Below are 23307 nucleotides of genomic sequence, written 5' to 3'. Positions count from 1 at the left end.
GGGCAGGGCTTTGGGGCACTGCCTTTTGGCCCGATCAAGGGGCAAATCTAGGGGCCCCAAATCAAATCGGACACAGCGGGCTGGAAATCGAAGCCACTGAGTGGGCAGGCTGGAAGCCGTGGCCGCTGGGTGGCCCGGCTGGGACCGGTAGCCGCTGACTGACCCGGCTGGGAGCGGAGGCTGCTGGGTTGGCCAAGCTGGGAGCCGAAGTCGCTTGGTGGGTGGGCTGGGAGTCAGAGCTGCCGGGTGGGCTGGCTGGAAGCTGTAGCCGCCGGGTGAGAGGGCTGGAAGGCGCAGCCGCTGGGTGGGTGGGGCTGGGAGCTGTAGCCGCCGAGTGAGTGAGCTGTAAGCCGAAGCCGCCAGCCAAGTGCGCTGGAAGGCGCAGCCACCCTAGGCCACCGCTGGGAGCCAAGCCCCCCCGAGAGAACCCCACCACAACCCCCACCCCACCGACCCACCCCGGAAACCCCGAAGGGCCCGACCTCCGCAAGGAAGTCGGGCCCTTCGAAAACCGGATCAGGCGCCTTCGGCGGCCATCTCGTCGTCGTCCATGTGCTCCTTGCCCGGAGGCTTCTGGCCGTTCTTGCGGGTCCTGCGCTGCGGGCGCGGGAGGGCCGTGGGAGGCGGGGGCGGGGTCGGGCTGCCGCCGCCGAGGATCAGTTCCGCGAAGGTCGCCATGGCCTCGTCGAGCTGGCCGCCGATGCGGAGTTCCGATTCCTGGTTGCTCTTGCGCACCAGCGACGTGAGGGACTCGACGTCGGGGCGGGCCGCGATCGTGTCGCCGACCTTGACCATGCCCTGCTCGACCACGCCCGACAGTTCGCCGAGGCGGGCGGTGAAGTCGTCCTCCACGGCGTCGAGGCGGTTGGTCATGGTGTCCAGGCGGGACGTGACCTGCTCGAGGCGCTGGGCCAGGGCTTCCAGGCGGTCGGTCGCGTCGACCTGGTCGCGGGTCTCCTCGAGGGCCGTGTGGAGTGCTTCGCGGGCCTCGTCGAGCTTGCCGTTGACGGTGCTGCGGGTGTCCGCGAGGGACGAGTGCAGCGAGTCGCGGGTTTCCGTGAGCGACGCGTGGAAGCCGTCGCGCGTGGAGTTGAGGTTGTCGCGGCTCTCGTCGAGGCGGCCGTGGAGGGCGTTCGCGGAGTCCGTGAGGGACTTCTGCAAACCCTCGCGGGTGCCGTCGAGGTGCTCGTGGACGCCCTCGTCGACCTCGTCGAGACGGCCGCGCAGCGACGCCTCCAAGGCCTCGATGCGCTCGCGGAGCGGGCCGGTGACGAGAGCGGGGAGCTGCTCCGCCTTGCCGTCCTGCTTGTCGAGGTGGCCGTCGAGGTCGTCGATCCGCTTGTGGATGTGGGAGAGCTTGTCCTCCAGGCCGTCCATGCGGCCGGCGACGCCCTCGAAGCGGCCCGCGACGCCGTCGAGGCGGCCGTCGAGCTGGGCGAACGGCTTGGCCAGCTTGTCGACGAGGCCGTCGACGGCCCGGCTGATGCCCTGGACGGCGACGTCCTGCGCCTCCAGCTTGGACAGCGCCTCGTCGAGACGCTCGGCCAGCACGCTGACCTCGGTCCGGTCGGGGAGCTCGGACAGACGCTTGCGAACGGAACCCAGCGACTCGAGCGGAGACATCCGCGCGTGGATCTCGTCCAGAGCATCGAAGATCTGCTGCTGCTCGCTCTCACGAATCTCCGCGGCGCGCGTGAGCATGTTGCGCATCCGGTCGAAGGACATCGTGGAGCTGGTGTTCTCGGTCACGGCTGAATGCCTTCGTCCAGGGGAGGGGGAGACTTCCGGGAGCCTATCCAGGTTGGGGGTCGAGTTTGTACCACCCCCCGGCCCAGATCGCCCGGTTCCGAGGAGTGACTACTCCATTGGAGTTAACGCCCAGGGCGCTACTCGGTGGTAACCGTCGGACGGTAGACCACTCCTGCACGTGATTCGCGACCGTGTGAGTGACTAAAGCTCAATTATCGATCGCGGACGGTAGCGCATCACGAGTGCGCAACGTCTTGTGGACACACGACCGGGTTGTTTCAGCCGATCAAGGTAACGCGAGACTTGATCATAACGCTGTCAAGATCGTTTGCGCTGCTGATCGCACGGCGTGTCGCCAGGTATAACGTGTCCGCCATGTCGACTTCCCCTTCACTGGAGGCCATCCGCAGCGCACCGAAGGTGCTGCTGCACGACCACCTCGACGGTGGCCTCCGTCCCCAGACGGTGATCGAGCTCGCCGAGGCGTCCGGCCACCCCGGACTGCCGACCACCGACGCCGCGCAGCTCGGCGACTGGTTCCGCGAGAACGCCGACTCGGGCTCCCTGGTCCGCTACCTGGAGGGCTTCGCGCACACCTGCGGCGTCATGCAGGACGAGGCGGCGCTGGTCCGCGTGGCCGCCGAGGCCGCGGAGGACCTGGCCGCCGACGGCGTCGTCTACGCCGAGATCCGCTACGCCCCCGAGCTGTTCACCGAGCGCGGCATGGCGCTGGAGCAGGTCGTCGAGGCCATCCAGGAGGGCTTCCGCCAGGGCGAGCGCAACGCCGCCGCCGCCGGCAAGTCCATCCGGGTCGGCACGCTGCTGTGCGCCATGCGCCAGAACGACGGCTGGATGCCCTACGCCGACCTCGTCGTGAAGTACCGCGACGCGGGTGTCGTGGGCTTCGACATCGCAGGCCCCGAGGCGGGCTTCGAGCCCGCGCGCGGCCTGGACGCGTTCGAGCACCTCCGCAAGGAGAACGCCCACTTCACCATCCACGCGGGCGAGGCGGCGGGCGTCGAGTCCGTGTGGGAGGCCGTGCAGGTCTGCGGCGCCGAGCGCCTCGGCCACGGCGTCCGGATCGTCGAGGACATCAAGTTCGACGGCGACCACGCCGAGCTGGGCCGGGTCGCGAGCTACGTCCGCGACCGCCGGATCGCGCTGGAGGTCGCCCCCACGTCGAACCTGCACACCGGCATCGCCAAGACGCACGCCGAGCACCCGTTCGACAAGCTGTACAAGGCGGGCCTGCGGGTCACCGTCAACACCGACAACCGGCTGATGAGCCAGTGCTCCGCGTCCGGCGAGAACGCCGCGCTGGTCGAGGCGTTCGGCTACGGCTGGGCCGACCTGGAGAAGTTCGCGGTCAACGCGATGAAGTCCGCCTTCATCCCGTTCGCCGAGCGCAACGCGCTCATCAACGACGTGATCGTCCCCGGCTACGCCGCCCTGAAGGCCTAGCCCACCAACGGAAAAGGCCCCCTCGCCACTGCGGCGAGGGGGCCTTCTCAGCGTTCTAGTGGATGTTCAGCCGGTCCTCGAACCCGGCGGACAGCGCGCGCCAGGACGTGACCTCGGCCTCGAACGGCGCGCTGGGCGCGAGCCGCGTGGGGTCGGGCTTGAGCACGTACGACACCAGCCAGCCGAGGCTCTCCGACTTGTTCAGCGCGAGTTTCACGCTGTCGTCGTGCGCCCACTCGGCGGCGTCCTCGAACAGCTCCACCGCGAGGTCGAGCTGCGTCGGGTCGACCGAGTCCGGGCCGTCGGCGATGTCCTCGTCCAGGCCGGTCAGCACGTAGACGTTGTCCGGGTCGACGTCGACCTCCAGGTCGCCGCCGGTCGCCTTGACCACGATCTCGGCGAACGTCGACACCTCGGCGAGGTCGTTGTCCTCGGCCTCGACCAGGAAGCGCGACAGCGCGCGCGGCGACGTGAACGCGTCGATGCGGCCCTTGCGGCCCAGGAACACCGGCTGGTCGTCGAGGTAGCAGCGCAGCGTGTAGTACTCGCCCTGGCCGGTGATGACCTTGATCGGGTCGATGCCGACCTCGGCCCAGAAGCCGGTCGGCTCCTCGTCGTCCTCGTCCTCGGAGTCGGCGTCCTCCGCCTCCGCGGCGGCCAGCTCCTCCTGGAGGATCGCGAGTTCCTTCTGCGCGCCCGCGAGCACGTTCTCGTCCACGTCCGGCGTCGTCACGACGCTGTCGATGGCGTCCAGCACGTCATCCCACTTCTCGGCGATGACCTCGGACAGCTCGGTCCACAGCGCGGTGCCCTCGCGGCCGCTGAACGGCAGCGTGCCCTGCGGCAGGAGCGAGAAGCCCTCCGCCGAGTTCAGCACCTCGTGCACCTTCTCCAGGTCGCACACGTCCGCGAGCGAGCGCACGATCGCGATGACGTCGGCCAGCTCGCCGATCACCCACGTGTCGGGGTCGTCCGCGACCAGCTCGGGCACGCCCACCAGGTCGAACTGGTGGTTCTCGTCCGGGGAGAGGTCGCCGACCGACAGGGCGGGAACCGCGTTCCACGCCGGGTGGTCGGCCAGGTCGTGCTCCTCCACCTTGCGCACGAAGGCGGCCAGGTGGGCGGCGTCGGGGAACGCGTACAGGTCCTCCTCGTGGCCGAGGAAGGCCTCCCACTCCTCGCCCTCCTCACGCCAGCGGGGAGCCCACAGCGTGACCAGGTCCCCCTGGGTCAGCCCCAGTTCGATAGGGACGATGTCCTGCGCCATCAGACCTCCAGGTCACACCATGCCGTGCGGATGCGCGGCAAAGCCTACGGGGTGGATCAACGGCGGGAACCGCCGGTGCCGAACGGATCCGCGAAGTACGCGTCGTCATCGTCGTCCACCGGCGGGCGGGGCGCGCGACCGCCCCGCGCGGGCGGCGGCGGGGTTGGTGCGAACGGCGCAGCGGCCGGTGCCTCGTCCGGCGGGTCGAGCGGGGCCTGGATGGTGCCGTCGAAGGCGGCCTGGGAGTCGTCTCCCACCAGGCCCGCGCCGCCGTAGACCGGCCCGGTCCCGTAGGTGGCCTGCTCCACACCCGTGTGCTGGGAAGGCGAAGTGCGGTGCCGGGGGGACGGGCCGAACCCGCCCGCGTGGGTGGCGGGGTCGACGCCGGGACCGGGTGTGGGCCCGAACCCGGCCTGGTGGGAAGGCGAGGGGCCGGGTGCCGTGCCGAACCCGGCTTGGCGGGAAGGCGCCGGGGCGTGGTGCGGTGCTTGCGCGGCGGCGTCGGCGGCCGTGCGGAACGGCGGCGGGCCCGCGAAGCCCTCGATGGCGATGGCCATGCTGTCGCCCAACGACTTGGCCAGCTCGTTGTACCCGCGCTGCACGGCGGCGTCGGTGGCCAGCCGCGCGGTCTCCACCACGAGCTGCTCCACGGCCCGAGGGCCCTGGCCGAGCGCGTGCGGGTGCAGTCGCAGCCACGTCAGCACGCCGGTCGCGGTCGCCGTGGCGATGGCCATCCGGCTGGGGTGCTCGGCGGTGCCGACCGAGCGGGCCAGCACCTCGGTCAGCCGTTCGGTGGCCTGCCTGCGCTGCTCGGCCCGGTCCACCTCGTTCACCGCGACCACCTCTGCGGGCCCGGCTCGTCCGGTCCCGGCTGGAAGCCCAGTTCGGCGAGGCCCTGCGCGGTGCCGGGGTCGACGACCTGGCCCAGCGAGCGGTGCAGGCGCGCGCCCGCGTCACGGGCGGCGCGCGCGGCGACGCGGACGATCTCGTCGGCCAGCGCGTCCGGGCCCATGCGCAGCGCCGAGGGTTCGATGCGGATCTCCGTCGGCGAGGCGCCGGGCGGCGTGACGACGGTGACGGCGCCGTCCGCGGAGGAGGCGCGGCCGAAGACCGGGCCGCCGCGGGCGAGGTGGTCGGCGACCCGCCGCTCGGTGTCGGCCACCCGACGGTTCGCGCGCTCGATCTCCTCGTCGACCTGGTCGTCGAGATCACTCACGGTGCCCACCCCCTTTCCGGCCAGTCTGCCGGAATCGTCGCCACTACGTTGGTCACATGGTCGTGCTCAGGTCGGTTCTGCTGTTCGGGCTCGCGGCTGTCGCGGAGATCGGCGGCGCGTGGCTGGTCTGGCAGGGCGTCCGCGAGCACCGCGGCTGGCTGTGGATCGGCGCGGGGGTGGTCGCGCTCGGCCTGTACGGCTTCGCCGCGACCCTCCAGCCCGACGCGAACTTCGGCCGGATCCTCGCCGCGTACGGCGGGGTGTTCGTGGCCGGGTCGCTCGCGTGGGGCGCGGTGGTCGACGGCTACCGGCCGGACCGGTGGGACGTCGCGGGCGCGCTGGTCTGCCTGGTCGGCGTCGGGCTGATCATGTACGCCCCGCGCTGATCAGGCCGTCGGCCGGTAGAAGCCGTAGAACTCCATGCCGCTGTTGCTGGTCCGCAGGTTGCCGACCTGCACGGGGTCGCCCGCCTCCACGATCTGGCCGTTGCCGATCACCATCGCCACGTGCCCGCTCCACACGACGAGGTCGCCGGGCAGCAGCTGGTCCGCGGGCACCGAGGCGCCCATCGCCTGCGAGGACGCCGGGCGCGGCAGGTCGAACCCCGCTCCCGCGTACGCCCACTGGGTCAGGCCGCTGCAGTCCGTGCCCTGCGGCGGGTTCGCGCCGCCCCACACGTACGGCGTGCCGAGCGCCGACAGCGCGTTGCGGACGGCCGCGGCCGCCTGCTCGTTCGGCGCTTCCGCGCTGCTGCCGTCCGGCAGGTTCACGCCGACGCCCGAGCCGGGCTGCGGCGGGATCGCGACGGGCAGCCGCGGGCCGGTTCCCCCGCCTCCGCCGCCACCACCTCCACCGCCGCTGCTCCCTCCACCGCCGCCTCCGCCCGTGCCACCGCCGGAGGACCCGCCGCCGCTGCCGCCGCCGGAACCCGTGACGGGAGGCGCGGCCGGGTCGCTGCCCGTGGACGTCGTGGTGGCGCTCGACGTGGACGTCGTGCCCTCGCTGAGCTCGATGCCGATCGGCTCGCCCACCGCCTTCAACGCGCCGAGATCGGGCTTCTCCAGCCCGTTCAGCTGCCCCACGGCGGCCGTCAGGGCGTCGCGCACCTTCTGCAGCTCGCCCGCCGACCGGCTCTCGTACTTGTGCGCCTCGTTCGCGATCGCCGCGGCGGCCTCGATCGCCGCACCGGACCCGCCGAACACGCCCGCGGCGGACAGCCGCGGCGTCGCGTAGGCGATGAACTCGTCGATCACGCCCTGGATCGCCGTGCGGCCGGTCGTCACGGCGGTCACCGCGTTGGTCGTCGCGGTCTGCGCGGTGGTGCAGTTGCGCGCCAGCGCCTGCACACCGCCGGACAGCGTGGCCACGCGCGACTGGAAGGTGTTCGCCTTGTCGCCGTACCAGGTGCCCAGCACCGCGTTGGCGGCCCCGGTGTGCCGCCCGTCGATGTCGGTCAGCGCGGTGCCCGCCTTGGTGAAGGCGTCCGCGGCCCGCGTCGCGCCACCGGTGTCGCCGTCGAGCTTGGCGAGGTGGTCGCGCATCGGCTGGACCAGTGACGAGATGAAGCCCGCAACGTCGACCACGTGCCCGTTCCCCTGTTCAGACCTGGTAGCTGCGCTTGATGTCGTCCTTGGCCTGCGCCTGCTGCTCGGTGTACGCGCCGCCCGCCTTCTCCACGGCCGACCCGAAACCCGCCAGCCCGGCGGCGGCGGCCGCCACGGCGTCCAGCTGGGCCTTCGCGGCCTGCTGGAACGCGGCCGCCAGCCCGACCTCGCCGCCGAGCTTGCCGAACGCGTCCGCGGGCAGCGCGTCGACGCCCGCCAGCGTGGACGTCCCCACCGACGCGAGTTCGGTCGCCAGCCCGTCGGCGGTCGAGCCGAACGACGCCAGCGCGCCGGTGTCGACCTCGAACCTCTTCTCGACCACGGTCCCACCCCCTCCTCGGATGTTCGACGGGCCCGCCCTCCCCGGCGTTCCCGCGTCCCCGACCGGGAATCCTGCACCATCCGCCGCACCACCGTGTGGCCTTTCGACCAGCCGGTTCGCGTCGATCGTGCCCCGATGGGCGGTACCACGGAGGACGCGTCCACTCGATCATGGACACGTGGGTGTTCTGGTGCACTGGAAGCGGATAGTGGACTGGCTCGGAGAGCACGCCCCGGTGACCGGTTCCGAGTTGCGCGCAGGTGGGAACCCGGACGCGGTGCAGGCGCTCTCGCAGGAAACAGGACTCGTACCCCCGGAGGAGCTCCGGACGTGGTGGTCGGTGTGCGGCGGCACGGAGAACCTGGCGTTCGCCGAGGTGCTGCCGCCGTTCTACACACCGATCGGGCCGGCGGACTCGCTGCGCTCGTGGCGGCTGAAACGCGGCTTCTGGCCCGCTGACCTGGGCACCGAGGCGGGCACGCCGACCACCGGGTTCCACCCGATGTGGTTACCCATCGCATTCGACGGCTGCGGCGACGCGCTGGCCGTCGACATGCGACCGGGGGTGCTGTCCGGCTGCGTCGTGGAGTGGGACCGGGAGTGCCACGAGATGGTGAAACCGGAGTGGACGTCGGTGACCGAGATGCTCGACCAGGTGGCCACGGCGCTGGAGCAGCGGTCAAGGCTGGGCCACTGCGAGCCGCTCGTCACGCACGACGGAAGGCTGGACTGGCGCACCGGCTGAAGCCGTTCTCCGGTATGATGGGGGAAGCTGAAAGCCCAGTTCAGCGAGCCTTTCGGGAGGTGGCATGGCGGACGTCCACGACGTGGCGGCCGCGCTGCTGGCCGCCACCGGCCCCGAGTCGCCGATGAAGCTGCAGAAGCTCCTCTACTACAGCCAGGCGTGGCACCTCGCCGGTCACGGCACACCGCTGTTCGACGCGCCGATCGAGGCGTGGCGGCGCGGGCCCGTGGTGCCGGAGGTCTACCGGCGGCACGAGGGGCAGCACGAGGTCCACTCGTGGGAGGAAGGCGACCCGGCCGGCCTGACCGGCGCCGAGTGCGCGGTGGTCGCGTCGGTGGTGGAGCGGTACGCCGGGTTCAGCAGGCACGAGCTGAGCGAGATGGCGCACGAGGAGGAGCCGTGGCGCTCCGCCCGCGGCGGCCTCGCGGACTCCGAGCCGAGCAGCGCGCCGATCCGGCACGAGGTGATGCGGCGGTACTTCCGCAGGCTCACCAGCGACCCGGAGACGGCCGTGGCGGAAGCGCGGGCGTCGGTCGGGCTCGAAGGACTGGTGGTGTCCGCCGACGCCGTGGCGGCCGCGCGAGCGGTCGTGCGGGGCGAGGTCGGGGCGGACGAGGCCGTGGCGCAGCGGATCGAGGCACTGCTCCGATCGTGACCGCCGAGGATCCCTACGTCGATCCCGGCTCGAAGGTGCTGCTCAACAAGCTCGGCGTGGTCGACGCGGCGCTGTTGCGGCAGGTCGAGGCCGAAGCGACGTTCCTGCGCGACGCGCAGCTCAAGGCCGTGACGCTGCCCGGCCGGTTCGACCTCGCGCACCTGCGGGCGTTCCACCGCCACCTGTTCGGCGACGTGTACCCGTGGGCGGGGGAGGTCCGGCGGGTCGACCTGACCCGCACGGCGACGTTCGCGCACTGGGCGCACATCGAGTCGTACGCGGACTTCGTGTTCGCCCAACTGCGCGAGGAGCAGCTGCTGTCCACTGTGGACGAGGAGCGGTTCCTCGACCGGTTCACGCACTTCTACGCCGAGGTGAACGCGATCCACCCGTTCCGCGAGGGCAACGGGCGGGCGCAGCGGGCGTTCTTCCGGCAGTTGGCGCTGCACGCCGGGCGGCGGATCGACTTCGGCCTGCTGGACCCGGCCGAGTACAACGACGCCTGCCGGGTCAGCATGGTCGGCTCGACGGACCCGCTGCGCGCGCTGTTCGCGTCGGCGCTGGTCCCAGGGGCTGACGGCTGATCAGCCCTGAGGAGTACGCGGGGCGTCGGCCGAACGGCCGAGGGGATGCCCCGGCGAGGGCTCTCCGACCGATGTCCGCGCACGGGGTCGGCTCATAGCTTCGACGTATGACGAACGCGCAGCTCGTGGCCATCGGATGGGGACTGATCGGGTTCGCGGTGGTGTGGCCGGTGCTGCTGCTGGCCAGGCCGAAGCGCCTGCTCACCGCCAGTGCCGCGCTGCTGTACCTGTGCGCGCTGGTCGGGCTGGTGCTGCTGCCGCTCGGTGGGCCGAAGCCGGAGCAGGTGTTCCAGCCGGTGCCGTTCCAGTGGGTCGCCGACATCGGCACGGAGCTGGCGCGGCACGGGCTGCCCGCGTCGCAGGCGCTGGCCACGCTGACGTTCCAGCAGATGGTGCTGAACGTGCTGCTGTTCGCGCCGCTGGGGTTCTTCGGGAAGTGGCTGTGGCACCTGGGCCGGGGCAGGACCGTCGCGCTGGGTTTCGGGGTGTCGCTGGGGATCGAGACCGCTCAGCTCACGGCCGGGCACCGCATCTTCGACGTGGACGACCTGATGACCAACACCGCGGGCGCCGCTCTCGGGTGGTTCGCGGCGGCCGCGGTGCTGGTCGTCTGGTCACACGCCCATCGGGTGCCACACCGTCTTGGTCTCCAGGTACGCCCGCAGGCGGCTGATGTCCGGCTCGCGGGTGAAGTCCTCGTCGGCGCGGGTCCGCAGGACGCGCTTGACGGTGCCCGCCGCGGACCGCTCCAGGTCGGCGCGGAGCGCGTCGGGAGCGCCGGTGAGGTCCAGCGCGTTGACGTCCGCGTGTGACGCCAGCCAGGGCGCGATCTCCGCGGTCCGGCCGGTCAGCAGGTTCACCACGCCACCGGGGAGGTCGGACGTGGCCAGCACCTCCGACAGCGTGATGGCGGGCAGCGGCCGGTCCTCGCTCGTGACCACGACGGCGGTGTTGCCGGACGCGATCACCGGGGCCACCACGCTGATCAGGCCCAGCAGCGACGACTGCTGCGGCGCGAGGACCGCGACGACACCGGTCGGCTCGGGCGTGGAGAACGAGAAGTACGGCCCGGCGACGGGGTTCGAGCTGCCGAGGACCGCCGCGATCTTGTCCGTCCAGCCCGCGTACCAGACCCAGCGGTCGATCGCGGTGTCCACCAGCGCCTGCGCCTTCTTCGCGCCCACGCCCTCGGCGGCCGACACCTCGGCCACGAACTGCTCGCGACGGCCTTCGAGGACCTCCGCGACGCGGTACAGCACCTGGCCGCGGTTGTACGCCGTGGCGTCCGCCCAGCCCGCGAAAGCCTTGCGGGCGGCCGAGACCGCGTCACGGGCGTCCTTGCGGGAGCCTTGGGCGGCGTTCGCCAGGAACGCGCCCTTGCTGTCGGTGACGGGGTAGCTGCGCGCGGACTCCGAGCGCGGGAACTTCCCGCCGATGTAGAGCTTGTAGGTCTTCGCGACGGGAATCCGGTTCTCAGACATCGAGGTACGCCTCCAGCCCGGCGCGGCCGCCTTCGCGACCGAAGCCCGACTCCTGGTAGCCGCCGAACGGGGCGGTGGGGTCGAAGCGGTTGAACGTGTTGGCCCACACCACACCGGCGCGCATCTTCTGCGCCGCCCACAGGATGCGCGAGCCCTTGTCGGTCCAGATGCCCGCGGACAGCCCGTACGGCGTGTTGTTCGCCTTCGCCACGGCCTCGTCCGGCGTGCGGAACGTGAGCACCGACAGCACCGGCCCGAAGATCTCCTCGCGGGCGATCCGCATCGCCTGCGACACGCCGGAGAACACCGTGGGCGCGAAGTAGAAACCCTTGTCCGGCAACGGGCACGCGCTCGTCCAGCGTTCCGCGCCCTCGGCCTCGCCTGCCGCGGTCAGCTCCTGGATCTTGGTGAGCTGCTCGCGCGAGTTGATCGCGCCGACGTCGGTGTTCTTGTCCAGCGGGTCGCCGACGCGCAGCGTCGACACCCGAATGCGCAGCTTCTCCAGGAACTCCTCGGCGATCGACTCCTGGAGCAGCAGGCGCGAACCCGCGCAGCAGACGTGGCCCTGGTTGAAGAAGATGCCGTTGACGATGCCCTCGACGGCCTGGTCGATCGGCGCGTCGTCGAACACGATGTTCGCCGCCTTGCCGCCCAGTTCCAGCGTCAGCTTCTTGCCGGAGCCCGCCAGTTGGCGCTGGATCAGCTTGCCGACCTCGGTGGACCCGGTGAACGCGATCTTGTTCACGTCCGCGTGCTCGACCAGCGCCGCGCCGATGTCACCCGCGCCCGGCAGGATGTTCACCACGCCCGGCGGCAGGTCGGCCTGCTGGATGATCTCGGCCAGCACCAGCGCGGTCAGCGGCGTCGTCTCGGCGGGCTTGAGCACCACCGTGTTGCCGGTCGCCAGCGCCGGGGCGATCTTCCACGCGGCCATCAGCAGCGGGAAGTTCCACGGGATCACCTGGCCCGCCACGCCCAGCGGCCGCGGGTCCGGCCCGTAACCCGCGTAGGGCAGCTTGTCCGCCCAGCCCGCGTGGTAGAAGAAGTGCGCCGCGGCGGTCGGGATGTCGACGTCGCGCGACTCCTTGATCGGCTTGCCGTTGTCCAGGCTCTCCAGCACGGCCAGCTCGCGCGACCGCTCCTGGATGAGCCGCGCGATGCGGTAGATGTACTTGGCGCGCTCGGCGCCGGGCATCTTGCTCCACACCCGGTCGTACGCGCGGCGCGCGGCCTTGACGGCGGTGTCCACATCGGACGGTGACGCCGTGCTCACCTCGGCGAGGACTTCCTCGGTGCCGGGGTTGATCGTCTTGAGCGGCTCGCCGGAGCCCTCGACGAACTTGCCGTCCACGAACATCTTGTACGCGGGCTTGAGGTTCGCGATGTCCCGCGACTCGGGAGCCGGGGCGTATTCCCAGAGTTGACTCATCGTCCTCAGTCCACCGTCACGTAGTCGGGGCCGCTGTAGTGGCCGTCCACCTGGGTTCGCCGTTGCATCAGCAGGTCGTTGAGCAGGGTCGAGGCGCCGAAGCGGAACAGGTCCGCCGTCAGCCACTCCGGCCCCGCGACCTCGTGCACGGCCACCAGGTACTTGATCGCGTCCTTGGTGCTGCGGATGCCGCCCGCGGGCTTCACGCCGCGCAGCTCGCCGGTCTGCTCGTGCCAGTCGCGGACCGCCTGGAGCATCACGTGCGTCACCGGCAGCGTCGCCGCGGGCGACACCTTGCCGGTGGACGTCTTGATGAAGTCGCCACCAGCCAGCAGCGCCAGCCACGACGCCCGTCGGACGTTGTCGTAGGTGGCCAGTTCGCCGGTCTCCAGGATCACCTTGAGGTGCGCGTCCCCGCACGCCTCCTTGACCTGCCGGATCTCGTCGAACACGGCCCCGTAGTTGCCGGAGAGGAAGGCACCGCGGTCGATCACCATGTCGATCTCGTCCGCGCCCTCCTCCACCGCGTGGCGGGTGTCGGCGAGCTTCACGGCCATGATCGACCGCCCGGAGGGGAACGCCGTGGCGACACTGGCGATGTGCACGCCGGTGCCGTCGAGCTCCTTCTTGGCCGTGGCGACCATGTCCGGGTAGACGCAGACCGCGGCCACACGGGGGACCTCCGGCCGATCAGGGTCGGGCCTGCGGGCCTTCGCCGCCAGCGACCGGACCTTCCCGGCCGTGTCAGCGCCCTCCAGCGTGGTCAGGTCGACCATGGAGATCGCGGTGTCGATGGCCCACATCTTCGAGGCCTTCTTGATGCTGCGGGTGGCCAGACCAGCCGCGCGTTGTTCCACGCCCACCTGGTCGACCCCAGGTAGGCCGTGGAGGAACCTGCGCAGCGACGCGTCGTCCCGGACAGCGTCGGCGAGTGCCGGTGGCAGCGGTGCCAGCGGCGATGGTGACGGAGCGGCAGCCATGGACCCCACTCTAAGCGGACTGGCACGCCCGTCCCAAGTGAAGGGGTTTGCGCAGGTCAGGAGAGATGTGCGCCACAGGTGCGGGGTGCCGAAGGTGGCTGCTTGGGTTTTGCGGCTGCCGGGGTCGTTGTGGTCACCGGGCGGCTGCGGTCCCGTCGGGGTCACCAGGCGGCTGCGGGTTCCAGCGGGGTCACCGGGCGATTTCCGTAGTTGGTGTGGCCGATTTGACTTGGGGACCCCTCATTTTGACCTTGATCGGGCCAAAAGGCAGTGCCCGAAGGCCTGCCCGATCTCCAATTTTAAGGCCAAAATCCCCAAGTAAAATCGGCCACGGTTGCGTGCGGCCCGTAGCGTTCCGTAGCAGGTCAACAGGCGCGTGCCGGTCCCGTAGGGGGTCATTGGGCGCGTGCCGGTCCCGTGGGTGGTCGCCAGGTGGCTGCTGGTCCCGTTGTGGTTGCCAGTTGGCGTGCTGGCTTGCTGTCAGTACTCGAGTTCGGGCTTGTCCTTGTTCTTGATCTTCTTGCGCTTCGGTCGCTTGACGTCCACTCCGGCCATCAGGGCCAGGCCGTTGATCCGCACCACGGGGCCGCCGGGGATGCTCGGGGTGATCGTCGTCCTGTTCTCGAACGCGCCCATGAAGCCCACGCCGCTGACGATCACCGTCACGTCCTCGGGGACGATGATGTCCACGCCGCCCCAGAACGCGAACACGTTGATCGTCGTCTCGGCTGCCGCGAAGCGGGCCTGGGTGAGGTCGAGGACGATGCCGCCCATGATCGCGATCGCGCTGTGGTGGGGCGGGACGACCCAGTCGCCCTTGCGGTCGCAGCCCGACCAGAACGCGAACGACACCGAGGAGCCCGGTGTGCCTCCCACGCGGTCGATCGGGGCCGCCTGCTGGATCGCGGGCAGGACCGCCGGGGACGGGACGCCGAGGTCCGCGGTGATCGGGACCAGTTCGCCGTAGGTCTTCGCCGAATAGGTGGCGCCGAGGCGCTCGTCGAGTTCGTGCAGGTCCAGCCTGCCCTCGGCCGCCGCTTTGTGCAGGACCTGCGCCACGCGTTCGCGGTCGGCGTCGGACGCGCGCATCTGACCGGGGTCGTTGGGGACCAGCTCGTCGCTCACGTGGCCGAGTCTAGGAGGCGCGGGCGTTCCTGTCCGCTGTTACGCGGGGGTCGGCTGCCGGATGGGGAGGCCCGCCGCGCGGTAGACGTCGTCGATGAGGGTCATGTTGGCGACGGCGTCCTCCGGGGTGGTCGGGAACGGGGTGCCGTGCAGGACCGCGGACGTGAACGCGTCCAGCTGGTACGAGTACGACGGTCGCTTCGAGAGCCTCTCCACCCGTGAGTTCCCGTTGGCGCGCACCGAAAGTCGGTGAAAAGCCTGCGGGGCGACCGGGTTGAGGACGCGCATCTCGCCCTTGGTGCCGACGGCTTTCGCGGACAGGCGCAGCGGCATCCCGAAGGACCACATGGACGCGTGCACCCGGCCCGTGTGGCCGGACGGGAAGGCCAGGTCGGCGGTGATGGCGCGGTCGATGCGCGGGTCGCGGAGCAGCGCGTGCGCCGACCGCACCTCCGGTTCCTCCAGGCCGAGCAGGCGGACGATGTTCGCGGTGTAGCAGCCCGCGTCCATCATCGTGCCGCCCGCGAGCCCGAAGTCGTAGCGGATGTCGGAGAACTTCGGCAGCGGGAACCGCATCTGCGCCTCCACGTGCCGCAGCTCGCCCAGTTCGCCGCTCTCCACGACGTCCCGCATCCGCTGGGCCAGCGGGTGGTAGCGGTAGTGGAACGCCTCCATCACCACGAGGCCGCTCGCCTTCGCGGCGTCGGCGACCGTGCGGGCCTCCTCGGCGTTCGCCGTGAACGGCTTCTCGCACAGGACGTGCTTGCCCGCCGCCAGCGCGGCCAGCGTCCAGTGCCCGTGCAGGCCGTTGGGCAGCGGGTTGTAGACGGCGTCGACCGCGGGGTCGTCGAGCAGCGCCTGGTAGCTGTCGTGGATCCGGCTGATCCCGTGCTTGTCCGCGAACGCCCGCGCCTTCTCGGCCGACCGCGCGGCCACGGCCACCACGACGGCGGCGGACGACGTTCGCGCGGGCTTGACGAGCGCCGCGGGAGCGATGGCGGCGGCCCCGAGGACGCCGATGCGCACATGATCAGCCATGGGGCGAGCGTAGCCCCGCGGTTCCACCCGGTTCACCGGTCGTGCGGCGTGCCGGATGCCGGTTACGGTGTGCCCCATGGACGTGCTTGTTGTCGACCACCCGCTGGCCAGGGCGCGACTCACCACGATGAGGGACGCGCGGACGGACAACGCGGCGTTCCGGGCGGCGGTGCAGGAGCTGACCGTGATGCTGGTCTACGAGGCGATGCGGAACGCGCCCCTGACCGAGGAGCGCGTGCACACGCCGGTGGCGCGGACGACCGGGTACCGGTTGGAGAACCCGCCGCTGCTCGTGCCGGTGCTGCGGGCCGGGCTGGGGATGGCGGACCAGGCGCACAAGCTGATCCCGGACGCCCAGATGGGGTTCGTCGGGTTGGCGCGCGACGAGGAGACGTTGCAGCCGACGCCGTACATGGAGTCGCTGCCGACGGACCTGTCCGGGCGCCCGGTGATGGTGCTGGACCCGATGCTCGCGACCGGCGGCTCGATGGCGTACACGATCAAGCTCCTCACCGACCGCGGCGCGACGGACGTGACGGCGATCTGCGCGCTGGCGGCGCCCGAGGGGGTCAAGTTCCTGGAGGACTCGGGGCTGCCCGTCCGGCTCGTCACGGCGAGCGTCGACGAGCGCCTGAACGACTCCGGGTTCATCGTTCCCGGCCTCGGCGACGCGGGGGATCGGCTGTACGGAGCCGTGTAACCGCTCCCACCGTCTTGGTAGGCACGGATTGCGCCGTTCGGCCGTAGAGGTGGTCTAGACCTTGCGCCTAGCGTGGTCTGGACCACAGGCCGTAACCGCCGCCTTGCAGGGAGCAGCATGTCGAGTAGGAGAGTGGGGCTGTCCGTCCTTCTGGTCGGAGCCCTTTCCACAGCGCTCGCGCCTTCGGCGGGAGCCGACGTCGAGTCGTACGGGCACGGACACGGGGACGGGCAGCGCACCGTTGGGTACTACACCCAGTGGAGTGGCTACGACCGCAACTTCCTGGTCAAGGACCTCGTCACCAACGGCACCGCCAAGAAGCTGACCCACCTGAACTACGCGTTCGGGTTCCTGGACGAGTCCGGCAAGTGCTACAGCAGCGACCCGTGGGCCGACTACCAGCGGCCGTTCACCGCGGAGCAGAGCGTCGACGGCGTCGCGGACGTCGCCGGCCAGCCCCTCTCGGGCAACCTCAACCAGCTGAAGAAGCTGAAGAAGAAGTACCCCAGGCTGCACGTCAACATCTCGCTCGGCGGGTGGACCGGCTCGAAGTACTTCTCCAACGCCGCCCTCACGCCCGAGTCGCGGGCCGCGAGCGTCAAGTCGTGCCTCGACCTGTGGGTCAAGGGCAACCTGGTCGACGGCCCCGGCGCGGCCGCGGGCGTGTTCGACGGCGTCGACCTCGACTGGGAATGGCCGTCCAGCCCCGGCAACGACGGCAACATCGTCCGCCCCGAGGACAAGGTCAACTTCACCGCGCTCGTCGCGGAGTACCGCAAGCAGTTCGACCAGCTCGGCCGCAAGGAGCGCAAGAACTACGACCTGACCGCGTTCCTGCCCGCCGACCCGGTGCAGCTCGACCGCGGCATCGAGACCCGCAAGGTGTTCCGCGACCTCACGTTCGCGACCCTCCAGGGCTACGACTACCACGGCTCGTGGGAGGCGACCACGAACCAGCAGTCGTCGCTGCGGACCCCCAAGGGCGACCCGGCGCCGTCGGCGTTCAGCTCCCAGGTGACAGTCGACGCGTACCTCTCGCGCGGCGCGCCGCGGAGCAAGGTCGTGCTGGGCGTGCCGTTCTACAGCCGCGGCTGGACCGGCGTGCCGAACGTGAACAACGGCCTCTTCCAGACCTCGACCGGTCCCGCGGCGGGCACGTACGAGGCGGGCTTCGAGGACTACAAGGTCCTCAAGGGCCAGCTGTCCAAGTTCAAGGTCTACCGCGACACCAAGGCGGGCCACGCCTGGCTGTACGACGGCACGACCTTCTGGACCTGGGACGACGCCGTGGAGATCAAGCGCAAGGGTCGGTACATCGCCGACCGCGATCTCGGCGGCGCGATGATCTGGTCGCTCGACGGCGACACCGCCGACGGCGAGCTGATCAGCGCGCTGCGCAGCGGACTGTCCGGATAGGGCAGTTCTGGGGTCCGGGGAGGTTTCGCGGCGGCCGCCTCCCCGGACCTCGCTTTCCGCTCAGCGCCTGCGCCAGCCGTCGGCGCTGGCGCGCACGGCCCTCTCGAACACCGGCGCGACCTCCAGTCCGGGCGGGAGGATGCCGTAGATCTCCAGGCTGACCAGCCCGTGGCAGATGCTCCACAGCGCCAGCCCGATGACCTCCGGGGCCTCGGTCTCCAGGAACGAGCCGTTGTCGATGGCCCGCTGCACGGTCTTGACCACCGGGACGAACGTGCTGGACGCGGCGATGTACGCCTCGGTCGCGGGCACGAAGTCCGGCACCACCTTGCTGAACATGACCACGTAGAACTGCCGGTCCTCCAGCGCGCTCTCGCGGTAGGTCATGGCGATGTTGATGAGGTCTTCGACGGGGTCGTCGGTCTCCGGCACCGTGGCCAGCCTGCTGCCGAAACGACGGAATCCCTCGTCGTAGAGGGCGTCCAGCAGTGCCGGTTTGCCGCCGAACAGGGAGTAGACGGCGGTGGTCGAGGTATTGACGTCCGCCGCCAGCCGGCGCAAGCTCAGCGCACTGGGTCCCTCGTTGGACAGCAGTTCACCCGCGCGGTTGAGCAGGCGCACGCGGAGCGCGTCATCGTGAGTCTTGGGGCGAGGCACCTCCCCATCATATCGTAACAACGTTATAAAACGAATCCTGGTGTCTGTGGTATCAGATTGGTACCGTGTCCGGAATGGCGATGACCCTGCGTCTGAACGACGAGGAGAGTCGGCGGCTCGCGGAACTCGCGGCTGCCGAAGGCCGGTCCAAGCAAGATGTGGTGCGGCTCGCGTTAGCCGACCGATGGGCCCAGCTGCACAAGGAAGAGCAGCTCGGCGAGGTGCTCAGCCGGGTGATGCCCAAGTACCGGGGACTGCTCGACCGCCTCGGATCCGCCTGATCGTGCGGATGCTGTCGTACCTCTGTGATCAACTGACGGTGTGATCAACTACCTGGATGCCGGTGATCTGCTGGTGCTGGCCACCGCGGTGACCGGCGGCGATCTCGTGGTGCGCGATCTCGGCCTGCTCGATTCCGCCGCTCACCGCCCCCGCGCCACCGTTCTCGGCGTGGAGGCCTACGACACCCTGTGGCTCAAGGCCGCGTCCCTGCTCGACTCCATCGTCCGCACCAGGCCCCTCGTCGAGGGGAACTGGCGGCTGGCCTGGGTCGCCGTGGTGGCGTTCTGCGACATCAACGGCTGGTGGATCGACGCGGACGAGGAGGACGCGCTCGACCTCGTGCGCGCCCTCGGCCGTGAGCAGACCGACGTCCACGGCATGGCCGCCAGCCTCGAGGCGTGGGCCCTGCCGAAACCGGCCTGACCTATCGGCTTGACCTGGAGTGCACTCCAGCTCCTACGGTCGTGGGGTGACTCATTCGATCGCCCAGGCAGCCGCGCACAGCGGGCTGTCGATCGACACCCTCCGCTACTACGAACGGATCGGCCTGGTCGACCCGCCCGCCCGCGACTCGGGCGGGCGGCGGACCTACTCGGACGCGGACCTGGACTGGCTGGTGTTCCTGACCAGGCTCCGCACCACGGGCATGCCGATCAAGATGATGCGCGAGTACGCGCACCTCCAGCACATCGGCAACGTCACCAGGAGCGCGCGCAGGCAGATCCTGCTCGACCACCGCGCGGACGTCCGCGCCCGGATCGCCGAGCTCCAGTCGTGCCTCGACGTGCTCGACTACAAGGTCGACCTCTACACCGGCCTGCTGGCCGACGAGCAGAAGGCGCGGGGGGCCACCGCGTGACCCTGCTCGGACGGCTTGAGGTCGGGCCGCTCGGCCTCGGCTGCATGGGGATGAGCCAGTCCTACGGCCCCGGCGACGACGTCGAGTCGACCGCCACGATCCACCGCGCGCTCGACCTCGGCGTGACCCTGCTCGACACGGCGGACGTCTACGCCGAGGGCGCCAACGAGGAACTCGTCGGCCGCGCCGTCGCGGACCGCCGCGACCGGGTCGTGCTGGCGACGAAGTTCGGCTTCACCGGCCCCCCGGACTGGGTGCGCGGAGACGCCGACCACGTCCAGCGCTCCTGCGAGGCCTCGCTCAAGCGCCTCAACGTGGACCACATCGACCTGTACTACCAGCACCGCGTCGACCCGAAGGTCCCCATCGAGGACACCATCGCCGCCATGGCCAAGCTGGTCGACCAGGGCAAGGTCCGCTACCTCGGCCTCTCCGAACCCGCGGCGGCAACCATCCGCCGCGCCCACGCGATCCACCCGATCACCGCCGTGCAGAGCGAGTGGTCGCTGTGGACACGGGACGTGGAGGCCGAGGTCGCCCCGACGTGCACCGAACTCGGCATCGGCCTCGTCCCGTTCTCACCACTCGGCAACGGCTTCCTCACCGGCTCCGTCACCTCACTGGCCAAGCTCGACCCGGACGACGCCCGCCACGGCCTACCCCGCTTCACCCCGACGAACTTCGACCACAACCTCACCATCGCCACAGCGCTGCGCACCCTCGCGACCGACCGGGACGTGACACCCGCCCAACTCGCGCTCGCGTGGCTCCGGCACCAGGCTGGCACCGTGGTGCCGATTCCGGGAACCAAGCGACGCCGATACCTCGACGAGAACGTCGGCTCGCTAGCCCTCACGCTGACCGCCGCCGACCTAGCCGCCATCGACGCGGCGATGCCACCACCGGCGGGCGACCGGTACACGGCGGAGTTCCTCCGCCTCTCCTACACCTGACCACCGGGGGACAGAAGACATGACCACCAGGTTCCTGGGCTCGTTGGAGGTCGGCCCGCAGGGCCTCGGCTGCATGGGGATGAGCCAGTCCTACGGCGCGGGCGACGACACCGAGTCCATCGCCACGATCCACCGCGCGCTGGACCTCGGCGTGACCCTCCTCGACACCGCCGACATGTACGGCCCGCACACGAACGAGGAGCTGGTCGGCCGAGCCATCGCCGACCGCCGCGACCGGGTAGTGCTGGCCACGAAGTTCGGCTTCACCGGCAAGCCGGGCGAGGTCCGCGGCGACGCGACCTACGTCCAGCAGTCCTGCGAAGCCTCGCTCAAGCGCCTCAACGTGGACCACATCGACCTCTACTACCAGCACCGCGTGGACCCCGAGGTCCCCATCGAAGACACCATCGGCGCCATGGCCAACCTCATCGACCAGGGCAAGGTCCGCCACCTGGGCCTCTCCGAGGCCAGCGCCACCACGATCCGCAGGGCCCACGCCGTCCACCCGATCACCGCACTCCAGAGCGAGTGGTCCCTGTGGACACGGGACGTCGAGGCCACCATCGCCCCGACGTGCTTCGAACTGGGCATCGGCATCGTCCCGTTCTCCCCGCTAGGACGCGGCTTCCTCACCGGCGCCGTCACGTCGACCGCCACCCTCGGCGAGAACGACATGCGCCGCTCCCTCCCGCGCTTCACCGAGGACAACTTCGACCGCAACCTCGCCATCGTGACCGCACTGCGCACCCTGGCAGCCGACCGCGACATCACCCCAGGCCAACTCGCACTGGCCTGGGTCCACCACCGCGGCCCCACCGTCGTGCCCATTCCCGGCACCAAGCGCCGCAAGTACCTGGAGGAGAACGTCGCCGCCGCGGCCATCGAGCTGTCGGCGGACGATCTCGCCACCATCGACGCCGCTGTCCCGGCCGTAGCGGGCGACCGCTACCCGGCCGAGTCCCTCCGCCTCACCAACACCTGATCCCAGAGGACACCATGACCAACCGCTTCCTAGGCCCACTCGAAGTCAGCCCGCAGGGACTCGGCTGCATGGGCATGAGCGCCTTCTACGGCGACCGCAGCGACGAGGCCGAGTCCATCGCCACCATCCACCGCGCCCTCGAACTGGGCGTCACCCTCCTCGACACGTCGGACGCCTACGGCCCCCACACGAACGAGGAGTTGGTGGGCCGAGCCATCGCCGACCACCGCGACCAGGTCGTCCTGGCCACCAAGTTCGGCATCGCCGAACGCGACGCGGACGGCCACGCCCGCATCCGAGGCGAAGCGAGCTACGTCCGCTCCTCAGCCGAGGACTCCCTCAAGCGCCTCAACGTGGACCACATCGACCTCTACTACCAGCACCGCGTCGACCAGTCGGTCCCCATCGAGGAAACCGTCGGCGCCATGGCCGAGTTGGTAGCACAAGGAAAGGTCCGCCACCTGGGCCTCTCGGAAGCCAGCGTCGACAACATCCGCAGGGCGCACGCGGTCCACCCGATCACCGCACTCCAGTTCGAGTGGTCCCTGTGGTCCCGCGAAATCGAGGAGGAGATCGTCCCGACAGCCCGCGAGCTGGGCATCGGCATCGTCGCCTACTCCCCGCTAGGCAGGGGCTTCCTGACCGGCAGCATCAAGTCCACGGCAGACCTGGCGGACAACGACTTCCGCAAACTGGCCCAGCCGAGGTTCGCCGAGGAAAACCTGGCGAAGAACCAGTCCATCATCAACTCCCTCCGCGCCGTGGCAGCGGAACACGACGTCACCCCAGGCCAAATCGCCCTCGCCTGGGTCCAACACCGCGGCGAAGACGTAGTGCCCATCCCCGGCACCAAGCGCCGCAAGTACCTGGAGGAAAACCTCGCAGCGGCCACCCTCACCCTGACCCCAGCACAACTGGCCGCCATCGAGGCAGCCGTCCCCGCGTCAGCGGTTGCAGGTGAGCGCTACTCCGCAGGCAGCATGAAGACCATCAACCGCTAACCGACGAACCGGGTGGGGCCGCGAACGGCCCCACCCGGTCTCCATCAGTCTTCCCCGAGATAACCGCGCAGCTCACGACGAGCACGCTGGCGATCACGCCGCCGCTCATCACGCCGGAAGTAGTAGCCGGTGCACTCACGGCACCCATTGCTGAGGTTGTAGAGGTAATACCCGTTGGGCCGCCAGTGACACCCACTGACAGGCCAAGAAGCCACCACGGTGTCAACGGTCAGCTCACCGGGCAAAGTGCACGGCCCATACCGATGATCGTGGTGCGGAACACAGGTCACCATGGGCAGATCAGCGATCTGCACCCACAGCGGACGCGTCTTGTCGGTCCGACTCATCCGGTCGCCTTCCGGCTCCGTGACGCCCCTCCACCGGGGCCGTCATAACACCGGACGCACCACAACCACCTCCACAGCGACCAGTCGGACCTGCTCCCGACGGTACCTGCGCCACCCGGAACCGCCCACCCCTGCCCAGCAGGCCCCCGGCCCCACCTCCGCCCCGTGACCAACCCGACCTGCACCGATCCGGCACCGATCGGAACCGCACCAAATCTTCCGGCCCTCGGCCGCCACCTGCACCGATCGCAACTGCACCAAAAATCTTCCGGCCCCCGGCCGGCACCTGCACCGATCGCAACTGCACTGAAAATCTTCCGGCCCCCGGCCGGCACTGGCACCGCACGAAGACTGGACCATGCCGGCAGGTTCTTTTAACCCCCACCCCGGCCGGCCCCCGATTGTTTTTGCGCCCCCACCCTCTTTCGTCTTGTCAAGGCGTCTTTCCAGCCTT

The 23307-nt window shown here is 70.3% G+C and carries 25 protein-coding genes and 1 pseudogene; 14 read left to right on the top strand and 12 right to left on the bottom strand.

What is annotated here, in order from left to right; all coding sequences use genetic code 11:
* Positions 1 to 516: 516 nt before the first annotated feature.
* Positions 517 to 1710, bottom strand: a complete 1194-nt coding sequence (locus ACFWW9_RS38905; RefSeq protein ID WP_390387555.1) for a hypothetical protein — start codon at positions 1708 to 1710, stop codon at positions 517 to 519.
* A 414-nt stretch (positions 1711 to 2124) separates the two neighbouring features.
* Between ACFWW9_RS38905 and ACFWW9_RS38900 the strand changes: the two genes are divergently transcribed.
* Complete coding sequence (locus ACFWW9_RS38900) at positions 2125 to 3210, top strand: adenosine deaminase (protein ID WP_390387554.1); 1086 nt, start codon at positions 2125 to 2127, stop codon at positions 3208 to 3210.
* A 55-nt stretch (positions 3211 to 3265) separates the two neighbouring features.
* Here the strand turns inward: ACFWW9_RS38900 and ACFWW9_RS38895 are convergent, their stop codons facing one another.
* From ACFWW9_RS38895 to ACFWW9_RS38885, 3 genes are read right to left on the bottom strand one after another with little or no spacing between them, the layout of a single operon-like run.
* Positions 3266 to 4477: a primosomal protein gene (locus ACFWW9_RS38895; protein WP_390387553.1), complete on the bottom strand. Its 1212-nt coding sequence runs from the start codon at positions 4475 to 4477 to the stop codon at positions 3266 to 3268.
* A gap of 56 nt (positions 4478 to 4533) precedes the next feature.
* Positions 4534 to 5310 (bottom strand): hypothetical protein, encoded by a 777-nt coding sequence (locus ACFWW9_RS38890; protein ID WP_390387552.1) that lies wholly within the window; start codon positions 5308 to 5310, stop codon positions 4534 to 4536.
* Positions 5307 to 5693, bottom strand: a complete 387-nt coding sequence (locus ACFWW9_RS38885; RefSeq protein ID WP_390387551.1) for a hypothetical protein — start codon at positions 5691 to 5693, stop codon at positions 5307 to 5309. Before ACFWW9_RS38885 ends, ACFWW9_RS38890 begins: the two co-directional genes overlap by 4 nt.
* 56 nt (positions 5694 to 5749) lie before the next feature.
* Here ACFWW9_RS38885 and ACFWW9_RS38880 point away from each other — a divergent pair, with 56 nt between their 5' ends.
* Positions 5750 to 6079 (top strand): YnfA family protein, encoded by a 330-nt coding sequence (locus tag ACFWW9_RS38880; protein WP_390387550.1) that lies wholly within the window; start codon positions 5750 to 5752, stop codon positions 6077 to 6079.
* Here ACFWW9_RS38880 and ACFWW9_RS38875 read toward each other — a convergent pair whose 3' ends face one another.
* Positions 6080 to 7276, bottom strand: a complete 1197-nt coding sequence (locus ACFWW9_RS38875) for a C40 family peptidase (protein ID WP_390387549.1) — start codon at positions 7274 to 7276, stop codon at positions 6080 to 6082.
* A gap of 16 nt (positions 7277 to 7292) precedes the next feature.
* Positions 7293 to 7619, bottom strand: a complete 327-nt coding sequence (locus tag ACFWW9_RS38870) for a type VII secretion target (RefSeq protein WP_390387548.1) — start codon at positions 7617 to 7619, stop codon at positions 7293 to 7295.
* Positions 7620 to 7797: 178 nt separating this feature from the next.
* Here ACFWW9_RS38870 and ACFWW9_RS38865 point away from each other — a divergent pair, with 178 nt between their 5' ends.
* The 4 genes and pseudogenes from ACFWW9_RS38865 to ACFWW9_RS38850 all read left to right on the top strand — a co-directional run.
* Positions 7798 to 8364, top strand: a complete 567-nt coding sequence (locus tag ACFWW9_RS38865; RefSeq protein WP_390387546.1) for an SMI1/KNR4 family protein — start codon at positions 7798 to 7800, stop codon at positions 8362 to 8364.
* A gap of 64 nt (positions 8365 to 8428) precedes the next feature.
* Positions 8429 to 9019 (top strand): Panacea domain-containing protein, encoded by a 591-nt coding sequence (locus tag ACFWW9_RS38860; protein WP_390387544.1) that lies wholly within the window; start codon positions 8429 to 8431, stop codon positions 9017 to 9019.
* A complete protein-coding gene (locus tag ACFWW9_RS38855; protein WP_390387542.1) occupies positions 9016 to 9603 on the top strand; it encodes a Fic/DOC family protein in 588 nt (195 codons plus the stop codon). Before ACFWW9_RS38860 ends, ACFWW9_RS38855 begins: the two co-directional genes overlap by 4 nt.
* 107 nt (positions 9604 to 9710) lie before the next feature.
* A pseudogene (locus ACFWW9_RS38850) lies at positions 9711 to 10187 on the top strand (VanZ family protein); the annotation flags it as partial.
* A gap of 30 nt (positions 10188 to 10217) precedes the next feature.
* Here ACFWW9_RS38850 and ACFWW9_RS38845 read toward each other — a convergent pair.
* The 5 genes from ACFWW9_RS38845 to ACFWW9_RS38825 form a co-directional block, all read right to left on the bottom strand.
* A complete protein-coding gene (locus ACFWW9_RS38845) occupies positions 10218 to 11084 on the bottom strand; it encodes an aldehyde dehydrogenase family protein (RefSeq protein WP_390387540.1) in 867 nt (288 codons plus the stop codon).
* Entirely contained in the window at positions 11077 to 12513 is a 1437-nt protein-coding gene (locus tag ACFWW9_RS38840) for an aldehyde dehydrogenase family protein (RefSeq protein WP_390387539.1), read from the bottom strand. Before ACFWW9_RS38840 ends, ACFWW9_RS38845 begins: the two co-directional genes overlap by 8 nt.
* 5 nt (positions 12514 to 12518) lie before the next feature.
* Positions 12519 to 13493, bottom strand: coding sequence for a deoxyribose-phosphate aldolase (deoC, locus tag ACFWW9_RS38835; RefSeq protein ID WP_390387537.1), 975 nt, complete (start codon positions 13491 to 13493; stop codon positions 12519 to 12521).
* A gap of 480 nt (positions 13494 to 13973) precedes the next feature.
* Positions 13974 to 14618, bottom strand: a complete 645-nt coding sequence (locus tag ACFWW9_RS38830; RefSeq protein WP_390387535.1) for a DUF1707 domain-containing protein — start codon at positions 14616 to 14618, stop codon at positions 13974 to 13976.
* A gap of 39 nt (positions 14619 to 14657) precedes the next feature.
* Positions 14658 to 15656: a Gfo/Idh/MocA family protein gene (locus ACFWW9_RS38825; RefSeq protein WP_390387533.1), complete on the bottom strand. Its 999-nt coding sequence runs from the start codon at positions 15654 to 15656 to the stop codon at positions 14658 to 14660.
* A gap of 76 nt (positions 15657 to 15732) precedes the next feature.
* On the opposite strand from ACFWW9_RS38825, the gene upp reads away from it, so the two are divergent.
* Both upp and ACFWW9_RS38815 read left to right on the top strand, forming a co-directional pair.
* On the top strand, positions 15733 to 16356 hold the full coding sequence (upp, locus tag ACFWW9_RS38820; protein WP_390387531.1) for a uracil phosphoribosyltransferase: 624 nt from the start codon (positions 15733 to 15735) through the stop codon (positions 16354 to 16356).
* Positions 16357 to 16473: 117 nt separating this feature from the next.
* Complete coding sequence (locus tag ACFWW9_RS38815; protein ID WP_390387529.1) at positions 16474 to 17772, top strand: glycoside hydrolase family 18 protein; 1299 nt, start codon at positions 16474 to 16476, stop codon at positions 17770 to 17772.
* A 60-nt stretch (positions 17773 to 17832) separates the two neighbouring features.
* Here the strand turns inward: ACFWW9_RS38815 and ACFWW9_RS38810 are convergent, their stop codons facing one another.
* Positions 17833 to 18429: a TetR/AcrR family transcriptional regulator gene (locus ACFWW9_RS38810; RefSeq protein ID WP_390387527.1), complete on the bottom strand. Its 597-nt coding sequence runs from the start codon at positions 18427 to 18429 to the stop codon at positions 17833 to 17835.
* A 74-nt stretch (positions 18430 to 18503) separates the two neighbouring features.
* Here ACFWW9_RS38810 and ACFWW9_RS38805 point away from each other — a divergent pair, with 74 nt between their 5' ends.
* The 6 genes from ACFWW9_RS38805 to ACFWW9_RS38780 are packed head-to-tail and all read left to right on the top strand — an operon-like array spanning position 18504 to position 22506.
* Positions 18504 to 18710, top strand: coding sequence for a CopG family transcriptional regulator (locus ACFWW9_RS38805; protein ID WP_259629752.1), 207 nt, complete (start codon positions 18504 to 18506; stop codon positions 18708 to 18710).
* 40 nt (positions 18711 to 18750) lie between these two features.
* On the top strand, positions 18751 to 19134 hold the full coding sequence (locus tag ACFWW9_RS38800; RefSeq protein ID WP_390387525.1) for a type II toxin-antitoxin system death-on-curing family toxin: 384 nt from the start codon (positions 18751 to 18753) through the stop codon (positions 19132 to 19134).
* A gap of 46 nt (positions 19135 to 19180) precedes the next feature.
* Positions 19181 to 19570: a MerR family transcriptional regulator gene (locus ACFWW9_RS38795; RefSeq protein ID WP_390387523.1), complete on the top strand. Its 390-nt coding sequence runs from the start codon at positions 19181 to 19183 to the stop codon at positions 19568 to 19570.
* Positions 19567 to 20523 carry an aldo/keto reductase gene (locus ACFWW9_RS38790; RefSeq protein ID WP_390387521.1) on the top strand — a complete coding sequence of 319 codons (957 nt, stop codon included), beginning with the start codon at positions 19567 to 19569 and terminating at the stop codon, positions 20521 to 20523. The genes ACFWW9_RS38795 and ACFWW9_RS38790 overlap by 4 nt, the downstream gene beginning before the upstream one ends.
* A gap of 19 nt (positions 20524 to 20542) precedes the next feature.
* Positions 20543 to 21505 (top strand): aldo/keto reductase, encoded by a 963-nt coding sequence (locus tag ACFWW9_RS38785; protein ID WP_390387519.1) that lies wholly within the window; start codon positions 20543 to 20545, stop codon positions 21503 to 21505.
* 14 nt (positions 21506 to 21519) lie between these two features.
* Positions 21520 to 22506, top strand: a complete 987-nt coding sequence (locus ACFWW9_RS38780; RefSeq protein ID WP_390387517.1) for an aldo/keto reductase — start codon at positions 21520 to 21522, stop codon at positions 22504 to 22506.
* Positions 22507 to 23307: the final 801 nt, after the last annotated feature.

It is taken from the genome of Umezawaea sp. NPDC059074 (assembly GCF_042738955.1).
Classification (GTDB): Bacteria; Actinomycetota; Actinomycetes; order Mycobacteriales; family Pseudonocardiaceae; genus Umezawaea.
This window is presented reverse-complemented; position numbering and strand designations above follow the sequence as displayed.

Bases quoted from the DNA above. Each gene is read 5' to 3' on its own strand.
- ACFWW9_RS38840 (WP_390387539.1), bottom strand. From the start codon at position 12,513: ATGAGTCAACTCTGGGAATACGCCCCGGCTCCCGAGTCGCGGGACATC.
- ACFWW9_RS38805 (WP_259629752.1), top strand. From the start codon at position 18,504: ATGGCGATGACCCTGCGTCTGAACGACGAGGAGAGTCGGCGGCTCGCG.
- ACFWW9_RS38880 (WP_390387550.1), top strand. From the start codon at position 5,750: ATGGTCGTGCTCAGGTCGGTTCTGCTGTTCGGGCTCGCGGCTGTCGCG.
- ACFWW9_RS38825 (WP_390387533.1), bottom strand. From the start codon at position 15,656: ATGGCTGATCATGTGCGCATCGGCGTCCTCGGGGCCGCCGCCATCGCT.
- upp (WP_390387531.1), top strand. From the start codon at position 15,733: ATGGACGTGCTTGTTGTCGACCACCCGCTGGCCAGGGCGCGACTCACC.
- ACFWW9_RS38780 (WP_390387517.1), top strand. From the start codon at position 21,520: ATGACCAACCGCTTCCTAGGCCCACTCGAAGTCAGCCCGCAGGGACTC.
- ACFWW9_RS38895 (WP_390387553.1), bottom strand. From the start codon at position 4,477: ATGGCGCAGGACATCGTCCCTATCGAACTGGGGCTGACCCAGGGGGAC.
- ACFWW9_RS38785 (WP_390387519.1), top strand. From the start codon at position 20,543: ATGACCACCAGGTTCCTGGGCTCGTTGGAGGTCGGCCCGCAGGGCCTC.
- ACFWW9_RS38860 (WP_390387544.1), top strand. From the start codon at position 8,429: ATGGCGGACGTCCACGACGTGGCGGCCGCGCTGCTGGCCGCCACCGGC.
- ACFWW9_RS38845 (WP_390387540.1), bottom strand. From the start codon at position 11,084: ATGTCTGAGAACCGGATTCCCGTCGCGAAGACCTACAAGCTCTACATC.
- deoC (WP_390387537.1), bottom strand. From the start codon at position 13,493: ATGGCTGCCGCTCCGTCACCATCGCCGCTGGCACCGCTGCCACCGGCA.
- ACFWW9_RS38815 (WP_390387529.1), top strand. From the start codon at position 16,474: ATGTCGAGTAGGAGAGTGGGGCTGTCCGTCCTTCTGGTCGGAGCCCTT.
- ACFWW9_RS38900 (WP_390387554.1), top strand. From the start codon at position 2,125: ATGTCGACTTCCCCTTCACTGGAGGCCATCCGCAGCGCACCGAAGGTG.
- ACFWW9_RS38905 (WP_390387555.1), bottom strand. From the start codon at position 1,710: ATGCGCAACATGCTCACGCGCGCCGCGGAGATTCGTGAGAGCGAGCAG.